The 12756-nt window shown below is 58.9% G+C and carries 13 protein-coding genes; 1 reads left to right on the top strand and 12 read right to left on the bottom strand.

The window, feature by feature from the left end:
* Positions 1 to 25 precede the first annotated feature (25 nt).
* From GT590_RS08460 to loaP, 6 genes are read right to left on the bottom strand one after another with little or no spacing between them, the layout of a single operon-like run.
* Positions 26 to 1147 (bottom strand): polysaccharide pyruvyl transferase family protein, encoded by a 1122-nt coding sequence (locus GT590_RS08460; protein ID WP_114550524.1) that lies wholly within the window; start codon positions 1145 to 1147, stop codon positions 26 to 28.
* Positions 1148 to 1160: 13 nt separating this feature from the next.
* Positions 1161 to 2285: a hypothetical protein gene (locus GT590_RS08455; protein WP_147271136.1), complete on the bottom strand. Its 1125-nt coding sequence runs from the start codon at positions 2283 to 2285 to the stop codon at positions 1161 to 1163.
* A 38-nt stretch (positions 2286 to 2323) separates the two neighbouring features.
* Positions 2324 to 3502 carry a hypothetical protein gene (locus GT590_RS08450; RefSeq protein WP_161171003.1) on the bottom strand — a complete coding sequence of 393 codons (1179 nt, stop codon included), beginning with the start codon at positions 3500 to 3502 and terminating at the stop codon, positions 2324 to 2326.
* Positions 3499 to 4305, bottom strand: a complete 807-nt coding sequence (locus tag GT590_RS08445; RefSeq protein WP_192933340.1) for a glycosyltransferase — start codon at positions 4303 to 4305, stop codon at positions 3499 to 3501. The genes GT590_RS08450 and GT590_RS08445 overlap by 4 nt, the downstream gene beginning before the upstream one ends.
* A gap of 45 nt (positions 4306 to 4350) precedes the next feature.
* Complete coding sequence (locus GT590_RS08440) at positions 4351 to 5088, bottom strand: sugar transferase (protein WP_161171002.1); 738 nt, start codon at positions 5086 to 5088, stop codon at positions 4351 to 4353.
* Between the two features lie 45 nt (positions 5089 to 5133).
* Positions 5134 to 5646: an antiterminator LoaP gene (gene loaP, locus GT590_RS08435; RefSeq protein WP_009304219.1), complete on the bottom strand. Its 513-nt coding sequence runs from the start codon at positions 5644 to 5646 to the stop codon at positions 5134 to 5136.
* A 330-nt stretch (positions 5647 to 5976) separates the two neighbouring features.
* On the opposite strand from loaP, the gene GT590_RS08430 reads away from it, so the two are divergent.
* The gene (locus GT590_RS08430; protein WP_009304218.1) at positions 5977 to 6213 is read left to right on the top strand and encodes a helix-turn-helix domain-containing protein; all 237 of its coding nucleotides are present in this window, start codon (positions 5977 to 5979) and stop codon (positions 6211 to 6213) included.
* Between the two features lie 177 nt (positions 6214 to 6390).
* Here the strand turns inward: GT590_RS08430 and GT590_RS08425 are convergent, their stop codons facing one another.
* The 6 genes from GT590_RS08425 to clpX all read right to left on the bottom strand — a co-directional run bounded on the left by GT590_RS08425 (position 6391) and on the right by clpX (position 12739).
* Complete coding sequence (locus GT590_RS08425) at positions 6391 to 6762, bottom strand: helix-turn-helix domain-containing protein (protein WP_009304217.1); 372 nt, start codon at positions 6760 to 6762, stop codon at positions 6391 to 6393.
* Complete coding sequence (locus GT590_RS08420) at positions 6759 to 7133, bottom strand: type II toxin-antitoxin system RelE/ParE family toxin (RefSeq protein ID WP_156996302.1); 375 nt, start codon at positions 7131 to 7133, stop codon at positions 6759 to 6761. The genes GT590_RS08425 and GT590_RS08420 overlap by 4 nt, the downstream gene beginning before the upstream one ends.
* 171 nt (positions 7134 to 7304) lie before the next feature.
* The gene (locus GT590_RS08415; RefSeq protein ID WP_156996301.1) at positions 7305 to 7481 is read right to left on the bottom strand and encodes a hypothetical protein; all 177 of its coding nucleotides are present in this window, start codon (positions 7479 to 7481) and stop codon (positions 7305 to 7307) included.
* A gap of 162 nt (positions 7482 to 7643) precedes the next feature.
* Positions 7644 to 8543, bottom strand: coding sequence for a GGDEF domain-containing protein (locus GT590_RS08410; protein WP_021410445.1), 900 nt, complete (start codon positions 8541 to 8543; stop codon positions 7644 to 7646).
* A gap of 3 nt (positions 8544 to 8546) precedes the next feature.
* Positions 8547 to 11228, bottom strand: coding sequence for a valine--tRNA ligase (locus tag GT590_RS08405; protein ID WP_114550500.1), 2682 nt, complete (start codon positions 11226 to 11228; stop codon positions 8547 to 8549).
* A gap of 95 nt (positions 11229 to 11323) precedes the next feature.
* On the bottom strand, positions 11324 to 12739 hold the full coding sequence (gene clpX / locus GT590_RS08400; protein ID WP_156996300.1) for an ATP-dependent Clp protease ATP-binding subunit ClpX: 1416 nt from the start codon (positions 12737 to 12739) through the stop codon (positions 11324 to 11326).
* Between the last annotated feature and the right edge of the window lie 17 nt (positions 12740 to 12756).

The raw sequence follows: 12756 nt of genomic DNA, 5'->3' as shown, positions 1-12756 counted from the left end.
TTCGAAACGTTCCCGAGCACGACTTTCATGCCAGCTTCCTTAGATGGTTGCGCATAACGGAGTAGGATTCCTCCATCTTCTTGAAAGCCGCTCGCATCTTAGAAAAGTCGGATTCGAACTCGGCATGGATAACCGAGTCGAGTTTTGAAAGAACGGGCTGGCTCCTCCTTTTCGAAAAAAGCGTCTCCATCGCCCCCACGTACGGCGACATTATCCGAGCTTTTTCTCCGAAAGTCCCGCTTGCAAGCTTACCAATATGGTCGAGGCCCAACGTTTCATCAAGCCCCCACCCCCTGCCATCCTCCTCGATCAAAAACGACGGATGCCGCTGGCTCATATTGTAGATATGCGCATGGACCCGAAACCCGATATGCATATCGGTGTCGTTATAAACTCCGAAGCCCTCGTTGGAGTATTCGATCCCGCATACATCGATCCGTTGTCTGTCAAGCCATGTCTTAAGGTTCTGCTGGCAGGTGGCCAGATATCCCCTTGAGTATTGATCGCTCTTCCATCCCCTGTGGAACACAAAGGTGATCTTGCGAGGTTGCAATTCCTCGACCACATAGCGAACCAGAGAACAGGCGAGCGGTATGTTCTCCGGTCGGGCAGGGTCGGATATCGCAATATGGTCGATATTCCCCTGAACCGGTCTGCGGAAAAGGGCTTGCGCTTCTATCTTGTCGAGGTCATACCATGCCGGGCAACCCGTCATCAAGGTATTTCGCACGCCGACTTGATGCAAAATATCCTCGGTCAGCCCGTCTCGACATCCCAATCCGAAGCCGTCACGCTCGAAACGCTCCAGAAGGGTTCTGCTCTGATCGGTGAATAGATAGCTTTCGACATTCGCCGACAAACTGTACGCGCCCATCCCCATGGCGAAGAACGGTGGCTTGATCCTATTCAAATCCCCGACGAGCGGCATCTTATTCGGGTACATGTCCTGCATATAACCAGGACCTCCGGCAAACAGAACGACGTCGCACGAGTTCACTTCGTCGAGAGAAGATTCAAGATCCTCGTTTCTTTTGAACTCATGCAATACACAGTCGGGAATCTCCTGCTCGATCAGTTTCTTCGCCCTGTGGACGATGAGGAAATCTCCTGCATTTTTATCGGCGCCAGATAAGAGCGCTATATTCATTGTTGTCCTTTCACTATTGACTCGATCTCAATTTCGATCCGCCATGCAAAATCACCGTGAACAGAAGGAAGAAAAACGCGATGTCCCAAATTCCTCCCACCAGCATGGTGTCCGTCATTGCTCTGACGAACACTGCGGCAGCCGCGACACACACGACCTGATTTCCATCGATCCACAGCCTTCGCAACCCGAGGGCCACCGTCCCGACGAGAACTAACAGCCCGGCCAAACCAAAGTTCGCATGCCACTGAAGGTACGAGCAATGCAAGTTGCCGCCGGTAGCGATAATGGTGGCGTTCACGATCCTTCGAGGATCCATCCCAAAAAGCAGCGCGTCCCGGTTGGAGAGCACCGCACTCAGATAGTCCCCGTAAAGCATCGAGCGAGCCTCGTCGCTTCTACCTGCGGAAACCGATCCGAAGCGCCCGAACAGCTGGTTAGCCAAATCGCCGTCTACCAACATCGCAAGAAAGAAGCTCGCAACAGCAACGATAACGACCATCGATACGGATAGCGCCCTCGAAGTCACCCCTTTATTGTTCTTAAGCCTCACGACAAAGACCAGCGCAACCAAAAGGGCACAAGCGAGAATGCTTCCTCGCCCAACCGTGTACACGCTCAAAGCGAGGCAGGCGATCGCCGATGCCATCAGTTCGTTGGTGACGCGACCGTCTTTGCGCGTGGCAGCTATCGCGAGCACCATGAAAGCAAGCAGAGCGTAAGCGCCGCAAAAGTTCCTTCCTTGCGTGGGAAAGATTTCGTAATGATTGGGCGAAATCGAATAAAGATAGGCCATGCTGGCAAGTACTATCCAGAATATGACGCGCGCCACGACAACCAATACATTGCAGCGCACCAAATACAAACCCAGAACGAACATGATATACATTTGCATAAGCGCAGGCAGATCCTTCGAACCGATCACAAACGCGTCGACAAGGGTGAAGGAAACAAGAGCGAGCCCAGCTATGATAACTTTAGTTCCTACGAGCCCCTTCCCCACCATGTACGCCAAAAGGATCACTGCAAACACGATCGCCGATACGCGTAATGCAGGCTGCCATGATCCTCCAAGCAATTGGAAGATCATCGAAAGATAGCATGCGGCAAAGCAAAGCGAGCTCGCCAGGTCGCTCACTCTAACACCTAGCAGCCGATCTCCGAGATAAGACCTGTTCATACGCAAACGCATTCGATTAAGCTCTTAACCATGGAACCGTCTTCCGATTTCATCACGGTTCGGGCAAGCGCGCGCTGACGATCAGACGGACTGCTCTCGAAAGCCCTCTCGCAGGCATCGAACAGCGCCCTCATCTCTTCTTTCTGCAAGACATGCGAGAACCCCCAGTACTTCTCGCATACTTCCCGTTGCTCGCTCGTTATCGTTTCGGAATAATGGGAGAAAACCCTCAACACTTCCGATTTCTCAACGCACGAGCTTTCGGCAAAATCGTTCTCGTATTCCGCAGCATCCGTTTTCGTCGCAGCAACCTGAACACATGTCTGCTCATAGAGGTAATGAGGTTTCCCTAGGTAAATGCTGTATCCAACATGCGTGCCAACGGAGTTCGACATCGTAAAATCGGAGAGCTCGATGAAGGTCTTCTGCCTGCCTAAGAAGTTTTCGTCCTCTCGATACCCGTTCGTCACGACAACGAAGCCCGCATCTTCATAGGCTGAAGCAGCCCCTTCGAGCACATCGCGATAATAAAGAGAGATGAGGACGGTTTTCACCTGCATCTGGTTTTTCACTCTTTCGATCTCAGCAATGAAGTCGTCGACGTCGAATCGTTTGCCCACGAAGTCGATTGAGTGAGATGGAAACACGAGCAGAGTTTTACCGAGCTCTGCACGCGTCTCGGCGATATGTCGAGCATCTAGAAATCCGCGAGCGTATGCGATATAAGGCCCGATCCTGCACACGGGCACTGTGGAGACGGATCGGATATGGTTGAAACGGGCATCCCCAAACGTCACAAGAGCCGGAAGGTCGCTCCTTTCAAGCTCCGCATTGCTCACATAGCTTCCGAAGTACACGCCATGCTCGACGCAGGCTTTAAGCGAATGCGGCGCTCCACAATATTCGCGAAGAACCCGTCCGATACCGTAGAATGCATTCCCGCGATAGACTTCTTTTGAGAAGGAAACTTTCGAGGCCATGGTCGCTCTCCATGAAAGCAGCTCGACAGCGTCTCGCGAGGATGCGGTTCTGCCAAGGTTCTCAAGGGCAACGTGCTTGGCATAATAGTGCATGACAAGTTTCTTGCGAAGAGCCTCGCTTCGAATCACCGACCTCGAAAACCTGTTGACCCCGCCTCTGATCAAACTCGACGCCTTTTTTGCAAGACCCATCATGCAACGTCTTTTCGAAGCAGATTCTTATAAATGACGGTCCGCAACCCATTCGGCATGAGACAAACAGCTGCATGAGGTATGACTGACGTTAGGTATTCCAATCGATCAATGTCTCCTCGCTTCAAACATGTCTTTCTGAATCGAACCATCTTTTTGAGATACCCAACATCTCCTCGCCTTTGGAAAAAATCGCTGTTCACTCCCATGAACACGAGCGGTTTGGGAATGTTGTAGAACCTGGCTCCAGTTTTGACCATACGCATAAAAAGATCGTAATCCTCGAACAGAGGCATTTCTTGATAGCTGCCTGCTCGTTGAACAGCGCTTTTCTTGTACAGCAAGCTGGAATGGCGAAACGGGCATCTCCTCTTTCCGAAACGAAGAATGTCGTCGTGCTCGCTCGGCAAGTCCACATACGAAACGCGGTTGTCAATCGATCCCTCGAATTCCACAACGTTCGAGCCGACACAGTCGATCGAGGGCTTTCTCCGCATAACCTCCAGTTCCTCCTCGAGACGACAGGGTTCTGCATAGTCGTCGGAGTCCATACGTGCCACCAATTCGTTAGAGCATTCTTCGAGGCCCAGACGCAATGCGTACCAAAGCCCCTGGTTGTCCGGATACCCTATGATTTTCATTACGTTCGGATAATCGTTTTCGTAGCCGGAAAGCACCGCTTCCAAGCTCTCCGGAAGCGTTCCGTCTTTCACAATCACAACCTCCGAAGGCGGAATCGTCTGCGCAAACATGCATTCCATACTCCTCGCAAGATCCGAAGCGTCAACCTTCCAATACACGCTCATAAGAAACGAGTAGCGTTCTTGGCCGTTACACACCATGAAAGTCCTTCACTTCCCCGTCTTTTCAAATATGGCAGCAAACGTTTTGAGGAACACCCGCGCATCGAGCGCTAGGGTTGCATTGCGCACGTAATAGAGCTCGAGCTCCTGACGGCTACCGTCACAATACGTGGCATCGTTTCTTGCGCTCACCTGCCACCAACCCGTGATCCCCGGACGCATGGAAAGAAATTCATCCACATCGGAACCGTATGCCTCGAGTTCTTCCTCGACCACGGGACGCGGACCCACGATGCTCATCGATCCGGCAAGCACGTTGAGGAATTGAGGCAGCTCGTCAAGCGAGGTCCTGCGCAGGAAGCGCCCGACTCGCGTGACGCGGGGATCGTCCTCCACCTTGCGCTCGCTTCTCCACTGCGCCAGCTGCTCAGGGCTCAGATGCTTCTCGACATCGTCGGAGTCGGCCACCATGGTGCGCAGCTTGAAGATGCGTAACGGTTGGCCGCGATAACCGACGCGCTCTTGGCGGTATATCGGCGAACCGGGGGATTCGAGGCGAATGATCAGTAAGAGCAGCGCGATCGGCGCCAAGCCAACAACGACCACGCACAGCGAGAACGCTATATCGAAAGCGCGTTTAACAAAGCGGTAGACCAGACCGTTCCCGGCGGTCTCAGCGACGTGCTCCTCCTCAGAAACAGCGAACGCGCTTTCCCCGGCTTCCGCCGCTAGCGTGCCGCCTTCGAGTAAATCTTCTGTTGTCGTTTGAGTTTCAACCACCAGCACACGACCCTTGCGGTCAGCACCCCCCCCCCGTTGAGCGATTCAGCCTCATGCGGACTTCCTCACGATTTCCAGACCGACGCTGGCGGGGACGGTACGACCGAACAGACTGACGTCGATGTAGGCGCGACGCTTGTGGCGGTCGATCTTGCGGATGTCGCCCTCGAAGCCCATGAGCGGACCGCGCGTGACGGTGATCTTGTCACCGCTTATGTAGCCCTCGCTCATGCGCACGGTATGGTTGCCGTCCATGAACGACAGGAACCAGTCGCGTTCCTTACCAGTGAGCGGGAAGAACGAGTTCTCCTCGTTGCCCAGCAGACGAATGGGCATGGGCACGCGCGACAGCTCCCTATTGAGAGCCTCGGGGTCATCGGTCACGAAGAACAGGTACCCCGGGAACAGCAGCCGCTTCACCAGGCGCCATTCGCCGCGGATCTTCCACATGACCTCGTATTCGGGCATGAAGCAGTCCTCCATGACGGAGGGCGGTACCAAACGGCGGCACATCTCGAGCGTCGAGGACTCACGACCCGCTTGCACTTGCGCCACGTACCACATGCCTGCTCCTTTCCCTCGCACATGTCGAACCGCTCCGTCAAAAGAAAAGAGGATGAATAGCTGCGCCCCGCCGCCGCCCTCAGGCAACGGCCGCTCATGCAGAGCCGGCTGCGCATCTATTCATCCTCTTGTCGATCGACGGAACGCGCTTTGCGACGATTTCGCCTTCTCAAGATATGTAACGAGCCTTGCGACTCCCGTATTTGTTGCTCAAATACAACAATCACGGCGAAAGAAAAAGGCGACGAGCGCCCTTCCCTCCCTTAACGATCATGCAATGTTGTATATAGTCCGTTGTTATATACACAACATCCACGATACGCTGCGACGATGCGAAACATACTTCAAATAAAAGTCGGTCTGCGCATCAAGGATCTGCGAGCCGTCCACGATGTCAGCCAAGAGCGGTTCGCCAACAAAATCGGCATGGACCGCACCTATCTGGCCTCCATCGAGGTCGGGCAGCGCAACGTCACCCTGCAGAACCTCGCGAAAATCGCGAACGGGTTCGACATGACGCTTTCCGAGTTCTTCGAGGGTATTCCCCGCGTCGACCCAAATACCTGACCATTTCGATCAGCGGTTCGTTCGTCGCGGTCTTTATTATACCTACATGTTGTATAAACACAACAAAAAGGTAACGAGTGACGATAAATCCGCAACGAGCGGCATTGCCATACCAACGCCGTCCCGCAGCGCAACGGAATCGCGAGGCTCCGTCGCTGGTCGAGACGATCCCCTCCGTCAGTCCGCCGCCAAGGCGCACGCCTCTTGCTTGAAGAGCGGATGATCGGTACCCAGACCCTGAAGCTCTAACGAGACACCGGGAAGTTTGGCCGTGATCTCGAGGGTGCCGCCCAGGCTGGTGATGTAGCGCCGCAGCGTCTCCACCTGCATGACGTCGATGCTGCCGTTCTCCAGGTCGGAGATGCGCTTCTGGCTGACGCCCATCTTGGCGGCGACCTCCTTCTGCGTCATGCCGCACGCCTTGCGCGCCTGCTGCAGCTCATAGCCCTTGATCTTCGCCTCGACGAGAAGACGGCCTTCCTCCAACATTTCAGGAGTGATGTCAGGACGCGTTTCAAGAAATTCTTCGATGGAAAGGCTCTTCTTCATTTCTCATCCTCCAACTCGCTCAAATGCTGTCGGTAAAGCCTATCGGCTCTCGGAATAGCCCGCGCATACCAACGATTCCATCGCTCGCGGGTTCCGCCAGCCGATTTGTCGCCCGCCAGCAGCGTCACCGCACGCCGCTTCGGGTCGAACGCGAACAATATCCTGATCTCGCTTCTGCCGGAAGAAGGAGGTCTAAGCTCTTTCATGTTCTTGAACGACGAACCTTTCACCGTGTCCACAAGCGGCCTTCCCAGTCCTGGGCCCACATCGCGAAGCTCGTTCAGCGCCACCGTCACACCGATGATCGTCTCCTGATCCTGCTCCTTAAGCCATGAAGCTATCAGGCTCAGGTCAACTTCCCAGTTCCCCATAATATACCTCACACGTTATTTTATGTCCAGCAACCCTCCTCTTTCTATGATAGCGACGCGATCTCACGCGCAGATGGCAGGGATCTAGCGCGGATTCCCCCTGAATCCAGCGCCTTTCCCACGCCGCTCCAACGCGGTTTCCACGCGCGGCACTTACGAATCCAACGCGGATTACACGCGGTTCACCGACAAATCCAACGCGGTTTCCATGCGATTCAAAAGAGCCGTCGCCCCTGCAACACGAAAACGCCCCCTGCGCATCTTCGGGATGCACAGGGGGCGCAAGTAAAGCTGACTACACGAGTCCGCGATGCTTCCACCTTTGAAGCGCTCGTTGATCGCCTCCATGATGGCACCGTCCTGCGGTCGTTTCGCTCAGGATGGCAACGTGCGGAGCCCTGGCGGCTTCGTCCAGAACGACGAATCGCACGGGTTCCTTCGACAAGTGGCTCGACGGCCGAACGCCGGATCGCAAAATCAACCGCGCACCTCGACGGCGCTCCGCACGCCCTAGCGCTCAACCCACCTTCGGCCGCTTTCCTTCGCCCGGTACATGGCAACGTCAGCGCGATCCAGCAGCGAGCGAACGGTGTCATCCGGCCGCACGAAGCACACGCCGCAACTTGCCGCAAGCGAGAACGACCCCGCCTCAGCCTGGAACACATGGCGCTCGATCGCGTCGATCTCAGCGAACAGACGCTCCAGATCGTCTTCCGAAAGTCCTTTCGGCGCGCACAGCACGAACTCATCGCCGCCGAAACGTCCGACCCACCCGTCGAAAGAGCGTGAGAAACTGCGCATCTTGCTCGCGAAGTACTGCAAGGCGTCGTCGCCGGCAATATGCCCGTACGTATCGTTGATCTGCTTGAATCCATCGATGTCGAGCAGAACCACGGCGGCCTCTCCCGCCGGCGATCCGCCACGTGCAGCCTGAACGAGAGATTCCAGCTCGTTGTTGATGAAGGTCTTGTTGTACAGCTTCGTGAACCCGTCGCGCACGGCGAGTTCGTTGAACTTCGTGATCATTTGGGTGATCTCGATGTTGTCGCGCACCTCGATGTCGGCCACCAGCAGGCTGTCCGTCACATCCTTGATCAGCTCGAGCACAAGCTCGGCACCCTCTATGTCCATCGGCACGCTGGTCACGTGAAGCACGCGACCGTCGAGGTACTCGATCTTGAATACGGCGTCCTGCATCGTCAGGCAAGCGCGCGACGAGCAGTTGAGACACGGATCGTCCTGGTTCCACAGCTGGTAGCAGGGACCGTCGACCTCGATCAGACGATCCCCATCGCGGTCGTACGCGAACACCCGGTGGTCGCGCGGATCGACCAACCGGTAATAATCGAATCTCAGCAGGTCGGTCGCGGCGCTCGCAACCTCAGGATGGATGCTCGCGTACGGGAACACAGGCTACCCCAGCTCCGCCAGCTGCGCTTCCACGCGAGCCAGCTTGTCGGTCATCTCGGCATGCTTGGCGCGATCCTTCTCCACGATCTCGGGCGCGGCCTTCGCCAAAAAGCCCGGGTTCGACAGCTTCTTGCCCAGCTTCGCGGCGTCGGCGGCCAGCTTCGCGCGCTCCTTCTCCAGGCGGGCGCGCTCGGCTTCAAAGTCCACCAGGCCCGACAGCACGATGTACACCTCGAGGCCCGGCGCCAGCGTCACGCTGGACTCGGCCGGCTTCTCCACGTCGGCGGCCATCTGAAGCGAGGCCACATTGCCCATGCCCTCGATCAGCCCGCGCTGCGCCTCCAAGCGCGCGATGTCGTCCTCCCCCGCTTTCACGGCCACGGCCAGCTGCGTCTTCGGCGAGATGCCGTAGCGGGCGCGCGTGCTGCGGATGGCCGATACCGTCTCGCACACCATGTCGATGGCACGCTCGGCATCCGCGTCCACGTACTGCGCCAGCGCCTCGGCATCGGGCCATGCGGCCACGATGAGGTACGGCGCCTCCGTGCGGTCGATAGGCAGCTGCTGATAGATCTCCTCCGTCACGAACGGCATGATGGGGTGCAGCAGGCGCAGCGCCTGGTCGAGCACGAACACGAGGTTACGCTGGCACGCCGCGCGATCCTCAGGCGAGCCGTTCAGGCGCGCCTTCGAGAACTCGATGTACCAGTCGCAGAACTCGTTCCAGAAGAACGAGAACAGCTCGCGCGTGATCTCGCCGAACTCAAAGTTCCCGTACGCCTCGTCGACGCGGGCCACAAGCCCCGCTAGGCGCGAGAATATCCAACGGTCGGCCGGCGTCACGGGCTCGGGCGCGCCCGGCACGTAGTCGTCGAGGTTCATTGTCACGAAGCGCGCCGCGTTGCGGATCTTGTTCGCGAAATTGCGCGAGCTTTCCAGCTTCGCCTCGTTGAACTTGAGGTCCTGCGCGCCCGTCACCTGCATGAGCAGGCCGAAGCGCATGCCGTCGGCTCCGTAGTCCTCCATGAGGCGCAGCGGATCCACGCCGTTGCCGCGGCTCTTCGACATGGGCTTGCCGTCGGCGGCCATCACCGTGGGATGGATGATGACGTGCTCGAACGGGATGCGATCGGTGCAGTACATGGATGCCATCACCATGCGCGCCACCCACAGGCCCATGATGTCGCGAGCCGTGGACAGCACCTGGGTGGGATACGCCTGTTTCATCTGCGGCGCGTCCATGCCCTCCTCGGTCCAGCCCATCGTGGCGAACGGCCACAGCTGCGACGAGAACCACGTGTCCAGCACGTCCTCGTCCTGGCGCACGGGCTTGCCGCACACGGGGCACGTCTCGACGTCTTCCACCGACGCGTCCTCCCAGCCGCACTCATCGCAGTAGAACATGGGGATGCGATGGCCCCACCACAGCTGGCGCGAGATGCACCAGTCCTTGAGGTTGGCCAGCCAGTCGAGGTACACCTGCTTCCAGCGCTCGGGGTGGAACTGGATGGAGCCGTCCTCCACCACGCGCGCCGCGTCCTGCTTGAGGCCGTCGACGGCCACGAACCACTGCTCGGACTCCCAGGGCTCCAGCTTCGTGTGGCAACGGTAGCACGTCATAACGGAGTGGTCGTGGTCCTCCACCTTGTCCAACAGGCCCAGCTCGTCGAACGCGACCACCACGGCTTCGCGCGCCTCGTCGCGGTCCATGCCGCTGAAGCGGCCGAAGCCGTCGACCACGTGCGCCGTCTCGTCGAAGATGTTGATGCGCTCGAGGCCGTTGCGCTCGCCCATGGCCCAGTCGTTCGGGTCGTGCGCGGGCGTGGTTTTCACGCAGCCGGTGCCGAACTCCATGTCCACGTGCCAGTCGGCGAAGATGGGGATCTCGCGGTCCACCAGCGGCAGCTTCACCGTCTTGCCCACGAGGTGCTTGAAGCGCTCGTCCTTCGGGTTCACCGCCACGCCCGTGTCGCCCAGCATCGTCTCGGGGCGCGTCGTGGCCACCACGAGGTACTCCAGACCGTCCACCGGCTCGGTCAGCGGGTAGCGCAGGTACCACAAGTGGCCCGTCTCGTCCACGTACTCGGCCTCGTCATCCGAGATGGACGTGGTGCAATGCGGGCACCAGTTGACGATGCGCTTGCCCTTGTAGATGAGATCGTCGTGGTACCAGTCCACGAACAGCTTGCGCACGGCCTTCACGTACGCCGGCTCCAGCGTGAAGTGCTCGTCGTCGTAGTCGCACGAGCAGCCCATGCCCTTGATCTGGTTCACGATGGTGGTGCCGTACTCCTTGTACCAGTCGTAGCACGCCTCGATGAACGCCTCGCGCCCGATCTCCAGACGGCTGATACCCTGATCGGCCAGCTTCTTGTCCACTTTGGTCTGCGTCGAGATGCCGGCGTGGTCGGTGCCCAGGATCCAGCGCGTGGGACGCCCCTGCATGCGCGCGCGGCGGATGCACGTGTCCTGGATGGTGTCGTTGAGGGCGTGGCCCATGTGCAGCACGCCCGTGATGTTCGGCGGCGGGATGACGATGGTATAGGGCTGTCCCTTGCCCGCACCCAGCTCGGGCGTACGCTGGAAGTAGCCCGCGTTCATCCACGCCTCGAAAAGCGGGCGCTCGTGGGCGGCGAAGTCGTAGTCGATCTTCTTGCCGCTCTTGTCGTTCGTGTTATCGGCCATGGTCTGCTCTTTCGTCCTCAAAGTCTCTCAAACCGAAAAGCGGGCGCGCCGCTCGTCGCGATCCGCCCGCTCGTTTACCGTATCCCGCGTCCGCGCTACGCGCTCTGCAGGCTTGCCGCATCGCCCGCCGGAAGAGCTTCCGCCCCGTCCGTCGGCTCGATGTCGGGCTTCGTCTCCCCCGTGATGTCCGTCGCGCGGATGGTCACCGCCGACGGGCCTTTCTGCTCGGGCAGGTCGTACATCACGTCCTGCAGCACGCGCTCGCAGATGGAGCGCAGGCCGCGGGCGCCCGTGCCGTGCTCCACCGCTTCGTGAGCGATGGCCTTCAAGGCTTCCGGCTCGAACGTCAGCACGGAATCCTCGAACTCGAACATCTTGGTGTACTGCTTCACCAGAGCGTTCTTCGGCTCGGTGAGGATGCGCACGAGATCTTCCTCGGAAAGCTCGTTGAGCGACGTCACCACGGGGATGCGCCCCACGAACTCGGGGATCATGCCGTACTTGTTCAGATCCTCCGGCAGCACGCGCGCCAAAAGCTCGGCCTCGGCGTGCTTCTTGCTCTCGGGCAGCTCGGCGTTGAAGCCCAGGCCCTTCTTGCCCACGCGGTCGGCGATGATGTCGGCAAGCCCGACGAACGCGCCGCCCAGGATGAACAGGATGTTCGTGGTGTCGATATGGATGAGCTCCTGCTGCGGGTGCTTGCGGCCGCCCTGCGGCGGCACGCTGGCCTCCGTGCCCTCCACGATCTTCAGCAGCGCCTGCTGCACGCCCTCGCCCGACACGTCGCGCGTGATGGACAGGTTCTCGGCCTTGCGGGCCACCTTGTCGATCTCGTCGATGTAGATGATGCCGATCTCGGCGCGCGGGATATCGAAGTCGGCCGCGGTCATGAGCTTGAGCAGGATGTTCTCCACATCCTCGCCCACGTAGCCCGCCTCGGTGAGGGTGGTGGCGTCGGCGATGGCGAACGGCACGCGCAACGTGCGAGCCAGCGTCTGCGCAAGCAGCGTCTTGCCCGAGCCCGTGGGACCCAGAAGCATGATGTTGCTCTTCGCCAGCTCCACGTCGCCGTCTACGGCGTCCGCGCCCAGGCTGATGCGCTTGTAGTGGTTGTACACCGCCACCGACAGCGCGCGCTTCGCCTGCTCCTGACCCACCACGTGCTCGGAGAGCTCGGCGTACAGCTCGTGGGGCGTGGGCAGGTCGGCCAACACGTCCTCCGGCGCCGGATCGGCGACCGAAGCCGTCACGACCCCGTCGCCCACCCGCGCGTGACGGCCCTCCTCGGCATGGGAGAAGCCCTCCGCCATCGCTGCCTCGTCGTGGCCCGGAACGCTCAGCCCCAGGTCGCGCATCATGGCATCGGCGCACACGGAGATGCACTCGTCGCAGATGTAGATGCCGTTCGGCCCCGATATCATGGCCGCCACCTGATGCGGCTGCTTGCCGCAGAAGGCGCAGGCGATATCGGCGTCTCGGCCTTCGAATTCGTCGTCGCGTCTGTCGTTCATGTATCCTGTTCGCTTCT

The organism is Eggerthella sp. BIOML-A1, from assembly GCF_009875595.1.
Lineage (GTDB): Bacteria > Actinomycetota > Coriobacteriia > Coriobacteriales > Eggerthellaceae > Eggerthella > Eggerthella lenta.
Note: the sequence above shows the minus strand (reverse complement) of the source record. Positions and strands in the feature narration are given on the sequence as shown.